This window comes from Bradyrhizobium sp. Pha-3 (assembly GCF_042258615.1).
In the GTDB taxonomy this organism is placed as follows: domain Bacteria; phylum Pseudomonadota; class Alphaproteobacteria; order Rhizobiales; family Xanthobacteraceae; genus Bradyrhizobium.
Genome location: NZ_CP170152.1, coordinates 4663739 through 4681114 on the forward strand (window position 1 = coordinate 4663739; position 17376 = coordinate 4681114).

Annotated in this window: 14 protein-coding genes; 6 read left to right on the forward strand and 8 right to left on the reverse strand. The window is 65.0% G+C overall.

Annotated features, from left to right (window positions below; translation table 11 throughout):
- Window positions 1-32: 32 nt before the first annotated feature.
- Window positions 33-974, reverse strand: coding sequence for an acetamidase/formamidase family protein (locus ACE10Z_RS22205; RefSeq protein WP_375782671.1), 942 nt, complete (start codon window positions 972-974; stop codon window positions 33-35).
- Window positions 975-1040: 66 nt separating this feature from the next.
- Here ACE10Z_RS22205 and ACE10Z_RS22210 point away from each other — a divergent pair, with 66 nt between their 5' ends.
- The 3 genes from ACE10Z_RS22210 (at window position 1041) to ACE10Z_RS22220 (ending at window position 3979) form a co-directional block, all read left to right on the forward strand.
- Window positions 1041-1835: a YdcF family protein gene (locus tag ACE10Z_RS22210; RefSeq protein WP_375782672.1), complete on the forward strand. Its 795-nt coding sequence runs from the start codon at window positions 1041-1043 to the stop codon at window positions 1833-1835.
- Between the two features lie 92 nt (window positions 1836-1927).
- Window positions 1928-2710 carry a DUF169 domain-containing protein gene (locus ACE10Z_RS22215; protein ID WP_375782673.1) on the forward strand — a complete coding sequence of 261 codons (783 nt, stop codon included), beginning with the start codon at window positions 1928-1930 and terminating at the stop codon, window positions 2708-2710.
- A gap of 93 nt (window positions 2711-2803) precedes the next feature.
- Window positions 2804-3979 carry a saccharopine dehydrogenase family protein gene (locus tag ACE10Z_RS22220; protein ID WP_375782674.1) on the forward strand — a complete coding sequence of 392 codons (1176 nt, stop codon included), beginning with the start codon at window positions 2804-2806 and terminating at the stop codon, window positions 3977-3979.
- 131 nt (window positions 3980-4110) lie between these two features.
- Here the strand turns inward: ACE10Z_RS22220 and ACE10Z_RS22225 are convergent, their stop codons facing one another.
- Entirely contained in the window at window positions 4111-5310 is a 1200-nt protein-coding gene (locus ACE10Z_RS22225) for an FAD-dependent monooxygenase (RefSeq protein ID WP_375782675.1), read from the reverse strand.
- Window positions 5311-5433: 123 nt separating this feature from the next.
- Between ACE10Z_RS22225 and ACE10Z_RS22230 the strand changes: the two genes are divergently transcribed.
- Window positions 5434-5928: a MarR family transcriptional regulator gene (locus ACE10Z_RS22230; protein WP_375789898.1), complete on the forward strand. Its 495-nt coding sequence runs from the start codon at window positions 5434-5436 to the stop codon at window positions 5926-5928.
- On the opposite strand, the gene ACE10Z_RS22235 is transcribed toward ACE10Z_RS22230, so the two are convergent.
- The 4 genes from ACE10Z_RS22235 to ACE10Z_RS22250 all read right to left on the reverse strand — a co-directional run bounded on the left by ACE10Z_RS22235 (window position 5900) and on the right by ACE10Z_RS22250 (window position 10775).
- The gene (locus tag ACE10Z_RS22235; protein WP_375782676.1) at window positions 5900-7168 is read right to left on the reverse strand and encodes an O-antigen ligase family protein; all 1269 of its coding nucleotides are present in this window, start codon (window positions 7166-7168) and stop codon (window positions 5900-5902) included. The two genes, ACE10Z_RS22230 and ACE10Z_RS22235, sit on opposite strands and share 29 nt — an antisense overlap.
- Window positions 7169-7343: 175 nt before the next feature.
- The gene (locus ACE10Z_RS22240; RefSeq protein WP_375782677.1) at window positions 7344-8879 is read right to left on the reverse strand and encodes an undecaprenyl-phosphate glucose phosphotransferase; all 1536 of its coding nucleotides are present in this window, start codon (window positions 8877-8879) and stop codon (window positions 7344-7346) included.
- Between the two features lie 114 nt (window positions 8880-8993).
- Window positions 8994-10133: a glycosyltransferase family 4 protein gene (locus ACE10Z_RS22245; RefSeq protein ID WP_375782678.1), complete on the reverse strand. Its 1140-nt coding sequence runs from the start codon at window positions 10131-10133 to the stop codon at window positions 8994-8996.
- Window positions 10134-10136: 3 nt separating this feature from the next.
- Window positions 10137-10775 (reverse strand): polysaccharide biosynthesis/export family protein, encoded by a 639-nt coding sequence (locus ACE10Z_RS22250; RefSeq protein ID WP_375782679.1) that lies wholly within the window; start codon window positions 10773-10775, stop codon window positions 10137-10139.
- A gap of 176 nt (window positions 10776-10951) precedes the next feature.
- Between ACE10Z_RS22250 and ACE10Z_RS22255 the strand changes: the two genes are divergently transcribed.
- The gene (locus tag ACE10Z_RS22255) at window positions 10952-13285 is read left to right on the forward strand and encodes a GumC family protein (RefSeq protein WP_375782680.1); all 2334 of its coding nucleotides are present in this window, start codon (window positions 10952-10954) and stop codon (window positions 13283-13285) included.
- 76 nt (window positions 13286-13361) lie between these two features.
- Here ACE10Z_RS22255 and ACE10Z_RS22260 read toward each other — a convergent pair whose 3' ends face one another.
- Window positions 13362-14699, reverse strand: coding sequence for an MFS transporter (locus ACE10Z_RS22260; protein WP_375782681.1), 1338 nt, complete (start codon window positions 14697-14699; stop codon window positions 13362-13364).
- Between the two features lie 282 nt (window positions 14700-14981).
- Between ACE10Z_RS22260 and ACE10Z_RS22265 the strand changes: the two genes are divergently transcribed.
- Window positions 14982-15920: a LysR family transcriptional regulator gene (locus ACE10Z_RS22265; protein ID WP_375782682.1), complete on the forward strand. Its 939-nt coding sequence runs from the start codon at window positions 14982-14984 to the stop codon at window positions 15918-15920.
- A 181-nt stretch (window positions 15921-16101) separates the two neighbouring features.
- On the opposite strand, the gene ACE10Z_RS22270 is transcribed toward ACE10Z_RS22265, so the two are convergent.
- The gene (locus ACE10Z_RS22270; protein WP_375782683.1) at window positions 16102-17295 is read right to left on the reverse strand and encodes a GNAT family N-acetyltransferase; all 1194 of its coding nucleotides are present in this window, start codon (window positions 17293-17295) and stop codon (window positions 16102-16104) included.
- Window positions 17296-17376 lie beyond the last annotated feature (81 nt).

Genomic DNA, 17376 nt, shown 5'->3' on the forward strand with positions numbered 1-17376 from the left:
GCGGAACACAAGTGCGGCCTATCGACCGGCCGTCAGCCGTGAACGACCGATTTGGCGATCATGCAGTGAATGCCCTTGGAGCCGTTGACCGTTTGCGTGACGCGCAGGTCGGCGGCCAGGCTGCACAGCGTATAGGCGTCCTCGCGCGACAGATTGCGCTTCTCGCCGAGCAACACGATCATGTCGCGCAGCGCCCGTACCACGCACTGGTCGAGATCGGGATCCATCGCCATGGTCATGTAATGGTCAGCGGTCTCGGCACGCGGATAGGCGAGCCTGAGGTCTTTGCGCAGGGTCAGGCGGAAGCGGCCGGTGAGCGCGGTCTCGATCGCGGTGACGCAGACCTCGCCGTCGCCCTGCACCCCATGGCCGTCGCCGCAGGAGAACAGCGCGCCCGGCACGAACACCGGCAGATACAGCTTGGCGCCGGCCCCGAGCTCCTTGTTGTCGAGATTGCCGCCCATCGCGCGCGGGATCAGCGAGGAGATGCGGCCCCAGGCCGGCGGCGGCGACACGCCCATCACGCCGAAGAACGGCTTCAGCGGCAGGTCGAGCCCCCACGGCATGCGGCCGACCATGCGCACGCGATCGAGCGGGATGTTGAGGATGCGGGTCTCGTGGAAGTCGTCGGGCAGGGTGCCGGACAGCGGCTTGATCAGATTGTAGCCCCAGTCCTGGCGGAGCTGGACGTCGAGAATATCGACCTCGAGCACGTCGCCGGGCTCGGCGCCACTGACGGCGATCGGGCCGGTCAGGATGTGCCCGGGCACCATCCGCTCGCTCTTCGCATGGATATCGTCGAGCTCCGGAGGGACCACGAATTTGCCGCGGTCGGGCACCACGTCGGGGCCGCCGCTGACGGTCTCGATCGTGACCTCGTCGCCGCTCGCGATGGTCAGGACCGGTTTCAGCTTTGCTTCGAAGAAGCCCCAATGGCAGGTTTCGGCACTGGATTTCAGATGATGATGGGTCATGTGACTTCTTTTTATTGCACTCCCGGCAGCGTATGACGCTGTAGCAGAACTTCGCAGAGGCTTCCCTTGTTTTTTGTACTCTCCAAGACGCTCGGCATCATGCTGCTGCCGATCAATTTCCTGATCGGTATCGGTGTGATCGGCACCGTTCTGCTTTTGACGCGGTTTGCCCGGCTCGGCCGCAGGTTGATGGTTGGCTCGCTGGTGGTGCTCGCGATCTGCGGCTTCTCGCCGCTCGGCAACGTCCTGATCTCCACCCTGGAGCAGCGCTTTCCACCATGGGACGCTTCGCGCGGCGCGCCCGACGGCATCATCGTGCTCGGCGGCTCGATCGATGCCGATCTGTCGGTTGCGCATGGCACGCCGGTGGTGCGCACTGCGGCGGATCGCGTCATCGCGGCGGCGGCACTCGCGCGCAGATATCCGGATGCCCGGCTCGTGTTCACCGGCGGCAGCGCGAACCTGATCTCGAACGACGCACGCGAAGCCGACTATGCCGCCGAGATGTTCGAGAGCCTCGGCATCGCCAAATCGCGATTGATCATCGAGCGCCGCTCGCGCAATACGCTGGAGAATGCAGAGTTCTCCAAGGCGCTGGTCGATCCCAAGCCGGGCGAGCGCTGGCTGCTCGTGACCTCGGCCTATCACATGCCGAGGTCGGTCGGGCTGTTCCGCAAGGCGGGATTCGACGTCGAGGCCTATCCGGTCGACTGGCGCGTCGGCAATGTCATGGGTTTCGCGACGCTCGCGATCGAGGGCCTGTCGCGCACCGATCTCGGCACGCGGGAGTGGATCGGGCTCATGGCCTATCATCTGGCGGGCAAGACCGACGATTTGCTGCCGGGACCGGCCGCGCGTTGAGCCGCACCACGAGCTTGTCGCTTCCCTCGGCCAATCCGGCTAACATCAAATCAACAGGCGGCGCCAAGCCGCCGATCACGGGAGTTTTCGCCATGCAACAGCAGACATCGCCGGAACAGTTCGACCTCTCCGCAATCGTGGCCGACCTGAATAGCCTGCTGCGGCTGAAGACCACGGTCATCGGCATCAAGATGTTCGCGCGGGTCGAGGAGATGGAGGCGATCCCGAAGATCCGCCGCCCATCGGCGGTCCATACCACGGACCAGATCGTCAGCATGGCCTCGCGGCTCGGCTGGACGGTCGGCATTACCGGCGATGATCTGGTCGGCGCGCAATGCCGCGCGGTGATCGGGCTAGCGCCGCAGGACGAGAAGTGGCTTGCCGGCGAGAACTATGTCGGCGTCTGGCACGGCACGGCAGAAGACGCGCGCAAGCGCCAGGAGGCGCTCGACGTGGTGCCTTACGGTCAGTACCAGGCGATGGCGGTGAGCCCGCTGACCAGCGGACGTCTCAATCCACCCGACATCTGCCTCGTCTACGCGACGCCGGGACAGATGATCATCCTGATCAACGGACTGCAGTACACCGGCTACAAGAAGTTCGAGTGGGGCGTGGTCGGCGAAACCGCGTGCGCGGACTCGTGGGGCCGGGCGCTGAAGACCGGCGAGCCGAGCCTGTCACTGCCGTGTTTCGCCGAACGCCGCTACGGCGGCGTGCCCGACGAGGAGATGCTGATGGCGCTGCCGCCGGCCTATCTGGCGAAGGCGATCGCGGGGATGAAGCAGCTCGCCAAGAACGGCCTGCGCTACCCGATCGCACCGTACGGGATCCAGGCCGACGTGCGCGCCGGCATGGGCGTATCCTACAAGAAATAGCTGCAAGAAATAGCGGCAATAAATAGCAGATTGCGTCGCCGCGCCCGCGATGACAAAAGGGGCGCCCATTTTGCTGCGCAGGGAGCCCGATCCATGTCCTCGTCGAAACTCGACATCGTCGTCTATGGCGCGACCGGCTTCACCGGCCAGCTCGTCGCCGAATATCTCGCGGCGCATTATCGCGACGGCAGCCTGAAATGGGCGATGGCCGGTCGCAGCAAGGACAAGCTCTCGGCGGTTCGCGACGCGATCGGCGCGCCCGCCGACACGCCGCTGATCGTCGCCGATGCCAGCGACGCCGCATCGCTGGAGGCAATGCTGGCGCAAACCAAGTCGGTCATCTCGACGGTTGGTCCGTATCAGCTCTATGGCAACGAATTGATCGCGGCCTGCGTGGAAAGCGGCACCGACTATTTCGATCTTTGCGGCGAGCCGGTCTGGATGCGGCAGATGATCGACAAGCACGAGGCCGCCGCAAAGGCCAACGGGGCGCGCATCGTGTTCTCCTGCGGTTTCGACTCGGTGCCGTTCGAGCTCGGCGCCTTCTTTGTCCAGGAGGAAGCCAAGCGGGTGTTCGGTGCGCCGGCGCAGCGCGTCAAGGGCCGCGTGCGCGACATGCGCGGCACGCTGTCCGGCGGCACGGCCGCGAGCGCCAAGGCAACCTTCGATGCGGTCGCCAAGGACTTGAGCCGAGTCGCGATCCTCAACAACCCGTTCGCGCTGACGCCGGGCTTCGAGGGCCCGAAGCAGCCGCGCGGCAGCAAGCCGGCCTATGAGGACGACCTGCACTCATGGACCGCGCCGTTCATGATGGCACTGATCAACACGCGCAACGTTCATCGCTCCAACATGCTGATGGGCTTTCCCTACGGCAAGGAGTTCGTCTACGACGAGATGGTCCTGACCGGTCCCGGCGAGAAGGGGGAGGCCAACGCCAAGCGCGTGATGGCGCTGAATTCGGAGAAGACCGGTCCGAGCGCGCCGAAGCCGGGCGAGGGGCCGTCGAAGGAGGAGCGCGAGAACGGTCGCTACGATCTGCTCTATATCGCGGTCGCGCCCGACGGCCGCATGGTCCGCGCCGGCATCAAGGGCGACCGCGATCCCGGCTACGGCTCGACCTCGAAGATGATCTCGGAATGCGCGATCTGCCTGTTGCGCGACACGCCCGACGTCGCCGCCGGCTTCTGGACGCCGGGAGCGGCGATGCAGCACAAGCTGATCAAGCGGCTGGTCGATCACGCCGGGCTGACGTTCGAGGTCGAGAAGTAACTTCGTGCAACCGCCACCGCTGTCATCGCCCGGCTCGACCGGGCGACCCAGTACGCTGCGGCCTCTCGCTCACGCACAGCTGTCTCTGGAATACTGGATGCCCCGCTTTCGCGGGGCATGACAGCTGGTAGCTACGCTGCCGCGCGCGGGTTGTAGGCGTACATGAAGTCCATGCCCTTGGACGACACTGGCAGCAGCAGCTTCAGCATGTGATCGCGAAGCCAGGCGCCGGTCGGGCCGAATTCGCGCTTGCTGTTGCCGTTGCGGCGGGCGATCGCCACGATCTTCTCGGCGCGCGGGCGCCGCTCGTGCTCGAAGGCCTGGAAGGTCAGGCCGAGCTCCTGGCCGTCGCGCATCAGCATGCCGAGCCGCAGCGCGTCCTCCAGCGCGAGCGACGCGCCCTGGCCGGCATGCGGGCTGGTGGCGTGCGCGGCGTCGCCGATCAGGAGCGTGCGCTTGCGCGACCAGGTCGGCAGCGTCGCGACGTCGAGCGTATCGGTCACCACGATGTTCTCGGCGGCCCCGATGATCTCGGGGATCGGCGCGTGCCAGCCGGCGTGGAAATCGCGCAGGTGCTGCCTGATCGCATCCTGGCTCTGCAGCCGGTAGGCGGCCGCGGTCATGCCGTGCGACGGCTGCGTGCTCCACCACATTCCACCCCTGTCCGGATCGGGGCTGCACAGGCCGTAACCGAAAAAGCCGCTTTGCCCGAACGTCGTCTCCACCTTCTGACCGATCGGCAGGCGCTCGAACATGGCCCGCGGCACGAAGCCGCCGAAGCCGATCAGCCCGGTGTCGAACGGCGTCGGGCCGTCCGGGATCACGTGCCGCCGCACCGCCGAATGCACGCCGTCGGCGCCGATCACGAAATCGCCCTCGGCGGTGGTGCCGTCGTTGAAATAGGCGATGACCGGCTGGTCGCCGCGATCCTCGATCTTCACCAGCTTCTTCTCGAAGAACACCGAGACGTTGGAGCCCCAGGCCTTGTCGATCAGCATCTCGTTCAACGTCGCGCGGCACATGTTCACCGCGGGCTGGCCGAAGCGCTGCTGCATGTTCTGGTTGAGCGAGCCGAGCTTCTTGCCGGCCTGCGAGTAGAAATCGAACGACTCCGCGATCGAGCCGCTGCGGATCAGTTCGTCGGCGAGGCCGAGCTCGGCCAGCACATGCATGCCGTTCGGTGCGATCTGCAAGCCGCCGCCGATCCCGGTGGAGTAGGGCCATGCTTCATAGAGTTCGGCCTCGATGCCGGCGCGGGTCAGGAACATCGCTGTCACTGGACCTGCGATGCCGGCGCCGATGATCAGAGCTTTACGGGGACGTGAGGTCATGCCTTGCTCCATGCATCCGTGTGGGGTACGAAAGGTCAGTTGCTAATTATCTTAGATAATAAGATAGTAGGCGAGTAAGATACAGGAGCAGCTTTGTCAAGTGCGAAATCGCGCGCAGCGCTGATGCAGGAACTCGAGGAGGCGATGCGCCGGTCATCCGCGCAGGGCGTGATGTACGGCCAAGCCGTTGCAAACATGGCCGGAATCTCCAATTCCGACATGGAATGCATGGACATCCTGCACCTTGAAGGGCGCGTGACCGCAGGGCGTCTCGCCGAAGTCACCGGGTTGACCACCGGCGCGATCACCGGCGTGGTCGACCGTCTGGAGAAGGCGGGTTACGTGCGCCGCGAGCGGGACGACAGCGACCGCCGCAAGGTCTTCATCTCGGTGGTGGAGGAAAAGGCGGCGGAGATCGGCAAGTTCTACGTGCCGATGCAGGAGGCGATGCTCAAACTCTGGAGCCGCTACACCGACGACGAACTGCGCCTTCTGCTGCGCTTCGCCAATGACGGCTACAAGGGCGTGCTGGAAGCGACCGGGGCATTGAAGGCAGTGATCGACATGCCGCCGGAGCAGCGCGCCGAGCTCAAGCTGCCGCCGAAGTCTCGTCGCTGACCTCGGCCGGTGTCGCGCGGGTGCGCTCGGTCGCCGCGTACATGCCCCACATCGTGCCGAGCATCAGCCAGAAGTGCCGCCAATGGTCGGTATCGATGATGAAGCTCTCGCCGACGATGCCGAGGAATGCCGAGAAGATCGCCAGATAGTCGCGCTGCCACGGCACCCGCTTGTAGACGTAGCGGAAGCCGATGATTGCGCTGACGAACACCAGCGCCGGATAGCAGATGCCCGAGATCCAGCCGCCCGACATGAAGGCGTTGAGGAAGGAGTTGTGGGTGTCTTCGGGGAAGTAGGTGTGGAATTGCAGCGGCCCGATGCCGAACGGTAGTTCGAGCGCCATCTGGGCGCCGAGGATATGACGGCCGAAGCGGCCGAAGCGACCTTCGTCGTAGCTCTGGTCGAAGCTCGCGCGCTGCTTGAACATGTCGGCGACGGAGCCGATCGAGAGCAGCACTGCGATCAGGGCGACGGCGAGGATCGCGGCGATCAGGGTCATCACGATGATGCGCGAGCGTTGCGCCTGCGAGCGGCTGGTGAACACCATCAAGGCCAGCATGAAGGCCGCAGTGACGATCAGGCCGCCCCAGGCGGCGCGGGAGAACGACAGCAGGATAGCAAGCGAGATGATGCCGAAGGCGATGGCGTTGCGGAATGCCTTGCCGAAGCGGTCGGTGACCACGCTTTGCAGCGTGAACAGCGCCGGCAGGATCAGGAACGCGCCGAGCACGTTCGGATCCTTGAATGTGCCGCGGGCGCGGTCATACAGCGTCAGCAGATCATAGCCGCCGGGCACCAGATGGAAGTAGCCGGCGATGCCCGCAAGCGAGGCGATCATTGCGCCGACGATCAGGCCGCGGCGCAGCATGTCGAGCCGCGCTTCGGTATCCTCCGACATCACCATCGCGAAGAAGATGACGGTGACAGCCATGTACCAGGAGGTGAGGACCCAGTTCACCACCTCCGGCTTGTCGAGGAACGGCACCGCGCCGATGCTGTAGCCGACATTGAGCACGATCAGCGCGAACAACAGCGGCATGAACGCGAGCTGCATGCGCAGGCCCGTGGCGAAGAACAGCACGCAGGCGGTCAGCGTGACGAGTTCATACGGGCTCGGTTCGATGAACACGATGGCGATCGACGCGCCGGCGAGCCACACCAGCGCCCGCTGCAGCGCCAGCACGCCTGACGGAGCCGATGTCGGCGAATGGGACGTCCCGGCTGTCGCCGCATAGGCCATCGGATACTCACGCTACTCGATACAACAACGTTCAGTACGCTACTTCGACATCACACGGTCCAAAGCGACGACTTGTCCGCCGAAGCCTTGGCGAAGGCGGAAGCAATCCACCTATCCCCGAGCTGCGATATGGATTGCTTCGCTGCGCTCGCAATGACGGCAGTAAGTCTAGTTCTCAGTACGCGTTTTCGCTCTTGGTCAGCAGCGAGAACGGGGTCTTGAGCAGGATGTAAAGGTCGAACAGCACCGACCAGTTCTCGATGTAATAGAGGTCGTATTCGACGCGCTTCTGGATCTTCTCGTCGGTGTCGACTTCGCCGCGCCAGCCGTTGATCTGCGCCCAGCCCGTGATGCCGGGCTTGACGCGGTGGCGGGCGAAGTAACCGTCGACGGCCTCGTCGAACAGGCGGTTTTCCAGCTTGCTCTGCACGGCGTGCGGACGCGGGCCGACCAGCGAGAGATTGCCCTTCAGCACCACATTGAAGAGCTGCGGCAGTTCGTCGAGCGAGGACTTGCGGATGAAGCGGCCGACGCGGGTGACGCGCGGATCGTTCTTGGTCACCACCTTGGAGGCGGTCGGATCGGCCTGGTGGTGGTAGAGCGAGCGGAACTTGTAGACGTCGATCCGCTCATTGTTGAAGCCGAAGCGCTTCTGGCGGAACAGCACCGGGCCGGGGCTGTCGAGCTTCACCGCAAGCGCCACCAGTCCGAGCACCGGCAGTGCCGCAAGCAGGGCGAGGCCGCCGACCACGCGGTCGAACAGCCATTTCAGCACCAGATCCCAGTCGGTGATCGGCGCCTCGAACACGTCGAGCGTCGGCACCTTGCCGACATAGGAATAGGAACGCGGGCGGAAGCGCAGCTTGTTGGTATGGGCCGACAGGCGGATGTCGACCGGCAGCACCCAGAGCTTCTTCAGCATCTCCAGGATGCGGGTCTCCGCCGATATCGGCAGGGCGAACAGCACGAGGTCGACGCGGGTGCGGCGGGCGAACTCGACAATGTCGTCGACCTTGCCGAGCTTCGGTGAGCCGGCGCAAGTCTCCATGGCGCGGGCGTCATTGCGGTCGTCGAACACGCCGAGCACGTGGATGTCGGAATCATCGTCGGCATTGAGCGCCTCGATCAGCTTCTCGCCGTTCTGGTCGGCGCCGACGATGATGGTGCGGCGGTCGAGCCGGCCGTCATGCGCCCAGGCGCGCACCATCGAGCGCAACGCCAGCCGTTCGGCGATCAGCACCGCGAGGCCGACGCAGAAGAACGACGACAGCCAGACCCGCGAGACCTCGCCGCCGAGCTTGACCAGGAAGGAGACCCCGATGAACAGCAGGAACACAAACGCCCATGACGAGATCATCCGCGTCATCTGACGAAGCTGGCCGCGGAAGATCTGTACCTGGTAGATGTCCGCGGCCTGGAAGCAGACCACCGCCGCAGCCGACATGCCGAGGATCGATGCGATATATCCCCAATGGATAGCGAGCGGCCTGATATAGGCAAAATAGAGCCCGACGCCGACCAGACTGAGCAGCACGAAATCGGCAAGGCGAACCACGCCGGTTATCACGACCGGCGAGTAGGCGCTGCGAACTTTCTGATTGGTAACGGCGAGCGCGGCCGGCGACAGGCGGCGGCGGCGTTCGACCTGCGGCCGAGCGGCCGTCGCAGACGCAGCGGCATCCAGCATCGAGCGTGCGTTAAACGGTTCCACGAGTCCACGTCCATTCCTGTGCTTGCAGATGAGCATCCGCGCGCAGCAGCGAAATTCCCCCGGACGTGAGTTAAGGGACAAATCGGAAGAAACGGTTACGCGTGTAAGAGATAGTTAACGTTTGGCAAATGCGTCGCGATAGCCGGCCAGCACGCCCTCGACCATCGCGCTCTGCGAGAAATGTGCGGAAATCCGCTCGCGCAGTTGCTCGGCGCGCGCCGCGGTCGCCGCGGGATTGTCGAGTGCGGCCTTGATGGCGTCGGCCATCGCGCCGGCATTGCTGGGCGCGAACAGCGCGTCGGTGTGGGTATCGAAGATCTCGGGGATGCCGCCGACATTGGCGGCGATCATCGGAATTCCTGCAGCACCGGCCTCGATCACCACATAAGGCATCGAATCGCCACGCGAGGGAACCACGAGAACGCTGCCCTTCGAGAAGCCGTAGCGCGCCTTGACGTGGCCGATGAAGCGAACGGCATCGCCGAGCGAAAGCCGCTTCACCTGCTCCTTGAGCCGCTCGAACTCTTCGCCGTCGCCGCCGAGCGTCAGCGTTACCGGCTTGCCATCGGCGCGCAGCTTGGCGACCGCGTCGATCAGGAGATCGGCGCCCTTGATGCGCCGGAATTCGCCGACATAGGCCACGTCGGAGGCGTCGTCGGCTTTGGCGACCGGTTCGAATTCCTCCGACGTGACGCCGTTGAAGACGCAGCGCCCGAGGCCTGAGGGTTTGCCCACGGTCCGCTGATAGGTGTCGCGGGCAAATGCGCTCTCGAACAGGAACAGGTCGGTGCTGTTCATCAGCGTGCGCTCGAGCTGGCTGTAGAAGCGGCCCTTCCAGGTGTCGAGCGGGTAGTGCAGCGAGCCGCCATGCGGCGTGTAGACCCGGATCACCTTGTTCGATCGCCGCCGCAGCCGGACATAGGCGCCGGCCTTGGCGCCATGGCCGTGGACCACATCGGGTTTCAGCTTCCGGATCAGGCCGGCGATATGCGCCCAGACCATGAAGTCGGCGAAACGCGGCTCGCGGCGGATCGCCACCCGGTGGACGCCGAGCTTGAGGCGCGGTTCGATCTCGGCAAGGACAGCGTCAGCCCGCGCGCCGCCGGTCAGGCTGTCGGCGACGATGCCGACATGGTGGCCGCGTTCAATCTGGCCGTTGGCGACATCGAGGATGTGACGGATGATGCCGCCGACCGGGGCGCGGACGACGTGCAGGATGCGAAGCAGCCGTTCCTGATTTTGATCCTGTGCCATCGATCAGAACCAGCGTTCGCCGATGAAGACGGTGTCTCCGGGCCCGATCGGCGTGCCCACGGGAACGACGAAGCGGCCGGCGCCCGATGCATCGGTATGGGTGAGGGTGACCTCGTCGCGCTTGGCGCGCGGCGAGAAGCCGCCGGCGATCGCCACCGCGCTCTCGACCGTCATGTTGGGTACATAGGGATACTGGCCGGGGGCCTGGACTTCGCCAAGGATGAAGAACGGGCGGTAGGACTCGATCTCGACCGCCACCGAGGGCTCGCGGATGAAGCCGTTGCGCAGCCGTGCCGTGATCTCGGCGGCGAGCCCCGCGGGCGTCCGGCCACGCGCCGGCACCGGGCCGATCAACGGCATCGTGATCGCGCCGGCGGCGTCGATCGCATAGGAATTGGTCAGGCCTTCCTGGCCATAGACCACGACGCGAAGTCTGTCGCCCGGACCGAGATTGTAGGCCGCGCGCGTCGGCGCGGGATCGGCATAGGCCATGGCCATCGGCGCGGGCGCAGCAAAGGCTGGCTGCCCATACGCCATCGAATCGAGGGCCGGGTCACCGGCAACCGGCGACGTCCGGCCCATGCAGCCCGACAGCGCGAGCGCAGCAATCAGACAAACGAGGGGAGCGCGCAGATCGCGCATGTGAGGAATCCCACGGACAATATCGGCGTCGATTAACGGTACTCATGGTTAACAAACGATGACGGAGCGGTGGTGGCCGCCGCATCCGTCAACCGCGCCGATTAACCCAGCAGCAACCTTAATGGACTGTAATCGCGGCCATTGAGATGGAATCGCGGCGTCCGCGGGAGTTGGTTATGCGTTTTGCATTCTGGCGTAGAGGCAAGGAAAAGGCCGCGGTGCAACGGGCGTTGCCGAAGTCCGCGCCCGTTGCCGCCGAAGCCGTTGCGAGGCCGGCTGCGCCGATATCAGCTCCTGACAAGCCGACGCGTCCGGCGGAGGCGACTGATCTCGATCTGCATGTGCTCGGACGCGCGCTGGCGCGCAAGCGAAGCTGGATCATCGTGCCGACCGTGCTCGTGTTTGCGGTGTCGCTTGCCGCCGTCAACGTCGTGACGCCGCGCTACAAGTCGGAAGCGCGAATCCTGATCGACAATCGCGAGAACGCCTTCCTGCGCCCGAACGGCGAGCGCGACCTCGAGCGCACCTCGCTCGACGCCGAGGCCGTGACGAGCCAGGTGCAACTGCTGCTGTCGCGCGATCTCGCCCGCGACATCATCAAGAAGAACAAGCTCGCGGAGCGCCCCGAGTTCGATCCGGTGCTGCGGGGCTTTTCCCCGCTGAAGTCGCTGCTGGCGCTGTTCGGCATCGGCCGCGACCCGTTCAGCCTGACGCCGGAAGAGCGGGTGCTCGATTCCTACTACGAGCGCTTCCAGGCCTTTGCGGTCGACAAGTCGCGCGTCATGGTGATCGAATTCCAGTCGGAGGATCCCGAGCTTGCGGCGCGCGTCGCCAACTCGATTGCCGACGGTTATCTGGTGTTGCAGCAGGCGGCGCGGCAGGACCAGGCCAAGTCCGCCAGTACCTGGCTATTGGGCGAGATCGACAAGCTGCGCAGCAAGGTCGCGGACGCGGATTCGCGGGTCGAGGAATTCCGCTCCAAGTCGAGCCTGTTCGTCGGCACCAACAACATCCCGCTGTCAAACCAGCAGATGGGCGAGCTGAACACACAGCTCAACAATGCCCGTGCGCTGAAGGCGGATGCCGAGACCAAGGCGCGGCTGATCCGCGAGATGCTTCAGGGCGGCAAGCCGATCGAGGCCTCGGAAGTGCTCAACTCCGAGCTGATCCGCCGGCTCGCCGAGCAGCGCGGCACGCTGCGCGCGCAGCTCGCCGAGCAGTCGTCGACGCTGCTCGACAACCATCCGCGCATCAAGGAACTGAAGGCGCAGATCGCCGACCTCGACCGCCAATTGCGCGAGGAAGCCGGCAAGATTTCGCGCTCGCTGGACAACGACGCCCGCGTCGCCGATGGCCGCGTCCAGGCGCTGCAAGTGGGCCTGGATCAATCGAAGAAGCAGGCGTCGTCGAGCAACAGCCAGGACGTCCAGCTGCGCGGATTCGAGCGTGAAGCCAAGGCGCAGCGCGATCTGCTGGAAGCCTATCTCGCGAAGTATCGCGAGGCGACGGCACGCGAGAACATCGAGGCGGCACCGACCGACGGCCGCATCATCTCGCGCGCCACGGTTTCGAACACGCCGGCCTATCCGAAGAAGCTGCCGATCGTGCTGATCGCGACGCTGGCGACGCTGTTGCTGTCGTCCGGCATCATCATCACCGGCGAGCTGCTGCGCATCTCCGCGCCCGGCGCGGTGGGCCGTGCCTTCGCGCCGGCCGCCGCAGTGATCCGGCGCCGCGAGCCGGTCATGGAGACCGGAGCCATCGAGCCGGCATTGACGCTGCCGCCTGAACCTGAGCTCGCGTCGCCGCTCGCACCCAGCCTGTCGCCCGAGCCGGAACCGTCGCCTGAACCCGCAGTCGCATATGAACCGGTCATCAGCGATCCGCAGCCCGCGCCCGCCCGGACGGCCAACGAGATCGATGAGCTGGCCGAACGTCTGGTCGCGGCCGGCCCCGCCGCCCACAAGGTCACGGTGCTCGGCCCGGCTGCCGCCGAGAGCGTCACGCTGACCGCGCTGACGCTGGCCCGTCTGATGGCGCGTCAGGCCAAGGTCGTGGTGGTCGATCTCGTCGCGTCTTCACCCGCGCTGACGGCAGCGACCGTCGATCCCGGCGCGCCCGGCCTTGCCGAGTTGATGCAGGGTGAGGCGACGTTCGCACAGATCATCACCAAGGATCGGCAGTCGCGGGTTCAGATCGTCAGCGCCGGGCGTCCGGGCTTCGATCGCTCGCATCTGCAATCGCCGCGGCTGGCACTTGCGATCGACGCGCTGCTCCGGGTCTACGACCACGTGCTGCTCGACGCCGGCACGGCCGTCGACCTGCCGGCCGAGCTGCTGACCGCAAAGGCGCAGGCTGTCGTCGTGCCCGACGCCGCAATGGCGCAGGATGCCCGCCGCTCGATGGTCGATCAGCTCAGGGCCGTCGGCTTCTCCGAAGTGACGATGCTGAGCAAGCCCTGCGCGCCGTCGGAAGCGGTCGTGGCGGGGCCGCGCGTGGTGGCGGCCTGACCAACCTCCAAGGCGCGATGGGATCGCCATCGCGCTTGGCTTCGGGAGGCCGCTTCACGCGTTTCCTGATGGCGCCTCAGTGCGCCATCATCGGCTCGCGCATCGATCGCTCGAGGACAGGATCGATCCGCAGCCTGATCGTGACCAGCGCGCCGATCAATCCGACCACCGCGAGCAGCAGCAGGCCTGCGGTGAATCCACCGGTCAGGTCCTTCAGATAGCCCATCGCGAATGGGCCCGCGAAGCCCGACAGATTGCCGAGCGAGTTGATCGCGGCAATGCCGGCCGCGGCCGAGGCGCCGTTCAGGATGCTGGCCGGCATCGGCCAGAACATCGGCGGCACAGCCGAAACGCCGATCTGCGCGAGGCAGAGCAGGCCGATGATCAGCACCGGGCTTGAGACCAGTCCCGCCAGGCCGATGCCGACAGCCGCCAGCACCAGCGCGCCGGCGACATGGTAGCGCCGCTCACCGGTCTTGTCGGAATGGCGGCCGAGCAGCACCATGCCCACCGCGCCGAACACGAACGGCAGGGCGGCGATGAATCCGGTCTGGGTATCGGTGACGCCGAACGCCTTGATGATGGTCGGCAGGAAGAATGCGACGCCGTAGCTGGCTGCATTGAGACAGAAATACACCAGCGCGCAGGCGAGCACCCGCGAGTCGGTGAGCGATTGCATGACCGAGATGTGCTCTACGGCTTCCTTCTTCTGCCGTTCGATCTCAAGCGTGTTCTGGACCCATTTGATCTCGTCGGGCTGCAGCCAGCTCGCCTGACGCGGGAAGTCAGGCAGCATCGCCAGCACAGCGAAGCCGACGAGGACCGACGGCAGCGCCTCGCAGATGAACAGCCACTGCCACCCGGTCAGACCGCCTCCGGACAGGTTGAGCAGCAGGCCCGAGATCGGCGCCCCGATGATGCTCGAGATCGGGATCGCGAGCATGAACAGGCTGATGACGCGGGCCCGGTAGATCGTCGGGAACCAGAGGGTCAGGTAGAAGATGATGCCGGGGAAGAAGCCGGCCTCGCAGGCGCCGAGCAGCAGGCGAAGGAAGTAGAATATCCACTCGCTGGAGACGCCGCTTGCCGCGGACATCTGCGGGATGAACGCGAATGCCGCCGAGACGATGCCCCAGCTGATCATGATGCGGGCGATCCAGCGCCGTGCGCCAAACCGTTCCAGAAGGATGTTGGAGGGCACTTCGAAGAAGAAGTAGCCGACGAAGAACAGGCCCGCACCGAGCCCATAGGCGGCTTCGCTGAGCCCAAGCGCCGTGTTCATGTGCAGCTTGGCAAAGCCGACATTGACGCGATCGAGATAGGCCACGAAGTAACACAGGATGAGGAACGGAATCAGCCGCCGCATCATCTTTCCGATTGCGCGCTTCTCGACATCGTCGCTCATCGTTCCCATCCCTTCCGGTTTTCGATTCGGCGCACGGTGATCGCGCTGTCCGGGCGGCACCTTCGTGCAGCCGCAGCGGTCCGTCGCCTTGCCCTTGCAAGTATTGCATTCATTGTTGTGTAATCGACCGCCGCGTGACTAATGGCATTTGGGAATGGAGCCACGGCGAAACTGTCATGATGCACCGCGGTATGAACGCGGGAACCCTGGAGCGTTTTCCAGCGAAGTGGATGCCGGTTCGCGGCAGGAAAGCGCGTCAAATAGAATCAAGAGCCAGGATGGTGGCGGGCCGTGATCAATAATCTGAAACTGCGCCAGTTGCGCCTGCTGGTCGCGCTCGATAGTGAGCGGAAGCTGCAGCTGGCCGCCGAGCGGCTCAACATCACCCAGTCGGCGGCATCCAAGATGCTGGCCGAAATCGAGGCAGTGGCGCGGGTTCCGTTGTTCGAACGGACGGCGCGCGGCGTCGAGCCCACGGCCTATGGCTCGATCCTGATCCGCGGCGGCAGGAGCGTGCTGGCCGACCTTGACCGGGTCACCAACGAATTCGCCGGTTACCGGTCCGGCGAGCTCGGCACCGTATCGGTCGGAACGGTCGCCAAGCCGAGCATCGACCTCGTCGTCGATGTCATGCAGTATCTCGGCGAGAAGCTGCACCGCGTGAATATTTCACTCGATGTCAGCACCAGCCCGCCGCTGGTTGCGCGCCTGGTCGCGCTCGAGCTCGATTTCGTCGTTGCGCGAATTCCCGCCGGCGTCGATCCCGGACAGTTCGACTATCACGAGATCGGCGCCGAGCAGGCCGGCTTGCTGGTTCGCGCCGAGCATCCGCTGGCCGCGCTCGACAGCGTCAATCTGGAGGACACGGTCGACCTGCAATGGATCTCCCAGCCGCGGGAATCCTTCATGCGCCAGGCCCTCGAGCGGCTGTTCTACAGCCGGGGCATTGCGCCGCCGCAGCGCATGATCAATACCGAGTCCTTCTCCGCATCGATCGGAATTGCCGCAGGGATCGACGCAATCGTGCCGGTGCCCCTGCTGATCTTCGATCTGCTCGATCCGCAGCGCTTCAAGATGCTGCGCATCCGCGACCAGCTGATGCTCGAGAGTTACGGGCTGATCAAGCTGCGCAAGCGCGCGCTGTCACCGGCCGCGATGCTGGTGTTCGATGCGATGATGCGGCTTGGCGTCGAGAGCGGACGGGAGGCATCCGAGGGCTCGTCCGCCTAGTGTCCCGAATCCGAAGTTCGTATCATTCGCCGCACCTTCGGAGCGAACTTCGGATTCGATAAGGACACTAGCAAACTTATGATTCTAGTGTGTGCTTTATGAATGCGAAGTTCGTGAAAGCGGCTGCCGCGAAATCGCACGAACTTCGCATTCAGCACACTAGTGTCGCCCGTGGGCGTTCTCAGCGGAACATGCTGCGCAGGTTCTGCGCGATCTCGAACAGCGCCGGATTTTGCTTCACGGCGCGCTTGGCGCGGCTGATGGCCGCCAGCGCGCCGGCCGCGGGCTTGCCGCGCAGGCTCAGCGGAATGAAGCTGTCGACGATCGCTTCGTCGTCCTTGCAGAACAGCCGCTTGTACTCGTCCGAGCCGATGCCGAGGTCGAAGGCGCGGTAGTTCAGGCCGGCATGGCGATCGATGATGTCGCGCATCAGGATCAGGCCGGGGCTGAACTTGGAATTGGCCGACATCGTGTAGGTGTTGAACATCATCGAGAACCGATGACCGTCGGAGACGCCGGCGTAGATCGCGATCACTTCCTCGTCGCACTCCAGCGCGTGGATGTCGATTGCATAACCCTTGCCGTCGGCGCGCGGCGCAAGGCAGGCGCTGCGGATGAACTGCTCGACACCCGGCTCGGCGAAAACGTCGGGCAATTTCTGCTCGGCCATACGTTGCGGCTTGACGCGGAAGAACCAGTCGAGCAGGCGGCAGACGTCGGCGCTGTCGCTCGCGACATGGTAGCGGTAGCCGGGCAGCGCCTGCAGCTTGCGCTCCTTGCCCTTGAGGCGGCGGCGGAACGAATTGCTGATCAGTGCCGCGGGTGCCGCGCCGGGCTCGATCACCAGCAGCGGGCAGTCGTTCACCGCAGCCTGGTGTGGCAGCAACGCCAGCGGATTGGGCTGGTCCTGCCAGCGCACCGGCTGCTGACACAGCACGAGCGCGTCGACGCGAGACCGCTCGGCGATCGATCGGGTCAGGGCCGTGATGTCGGCCTCGGTTGCGTTGGCGGCGAAGTCCTTGTCGTACAGCGCCATATTGAAGGTCGCATGCTTGCCGCCCATGAAGCTCGCGCAGTTCGCGCCGAGGCGCTGCTCGACGGCGAGCGGCAATAGCAGCAGCGGACGGCGTTCGCTGTCATGCGCGACGACGATGAAGGGCCGCAGGCCCTCGCGTTCGCCGACCTGACGTTGCCAGTTGGCGAGGAAATCGAAGCGCTGATAGGGTGTGTAGCTGTGTTGCTGTGTCTCGAGACTGCGCCAGGTCGTCTCGGCCGCAGTGAGGTCATGAAAGATGTCGACGCCGGCGACGCGGATTGCGTTCGGCCATGGTCGCGTCCCCGCCGTCTGGCCTTCAACTGCCGCCGCCATGATCATCTCGGAACCTAAATTTTTTAAGGTATTAATTTACAGGTCTCGACCGGGGCCGACCTTCGCAGGCAAATGTCAACAAAGAGT

Excerpts from the sequence above, each read along its gene's own strand:
- ACE10Z_RS22205 (WP_375782671.1), bottom strand. The coding sequence starts at position 974 with ATGACCCATCATCATCTGAAATCCAGTGCCGAAACCTGCCATTGGGGC.
- ACE10Z_RS22215 (WP_375782673.1), top strand. The coding sequence starts at position 1,928 with ATGCAACAGCAGACATCGCCGGAACAGTTCGACCTCTCCGCAATCGTG.
- ACE10Z_RS22220 (WP_375782674.1), top strand. The coding sequence starts at position 2,804 with ATGTCCTCGTCGAAACTCGACATCGTCGTCTATGGCGCGACCGGCTTC.
- ACE10Z_RS22225 (WP_375782675.1), bottom strand. The coding sequence starts at position 5,310 with ATGACCTCACGTCCCCGTAAAGCTCTGATCATCGGCGCCGGCATCGCA.
- ACE10Z_RS22230 (WP_375789898.1), top strand. The coding sequence starts at position 5,434 with ATGCAGGAACTCGAGGAGGCGATGCGCCGGTCATCCGCGCAGGGCGTG.
- ACE10Z_RS22235 (WP_375782676.1), bottom strand. The coding sequence starts at position 7,168 with ATGGCCTATGCGGCGACAGCCGGGACGTCCCATTCGCCGACATCGGCT.
- ACE10Z_RS22245 (WP_375782678.1), bottom strand. The coding sequence starts at position 10,133 with ATGGCACAGGATCAAAATCAGGAACGGCTGCTTCGCATCCTGCACGTC.
- ACE10Z_RS22250 (WP_375782679.1), bottom strand. The coding sequence starts at position 10,775 with ATGCGCGATCTGCGCGCTCCCCTCGTTTGTCTGATTGCTGCGCTCGCG.
- ACE10Z_RS22255 (WP_375782680.1), top strand. The coding sequence starts at position 10,952 with ATGCGTTTTGCATTCTGGCGTAGAGGCAAGGAAAAGGCCGCGGTGCAA.
- ACE10Z_RS22260 (WP_375782681.1), bottom strand. The coding sequence starts at position 14,699 with ATGGGAACGATGAGCGACGATGTCGAGAAGCGCGCAATCGGAAAGATG.
- ACE10Z_RS22270 (WP_375782683.1), bottom strand. The coding sequence starts at position 17,295 with ATGATCATGGCGGCGGCAGTTGAAGGCCAGACGGCGGGGACGCGACCA.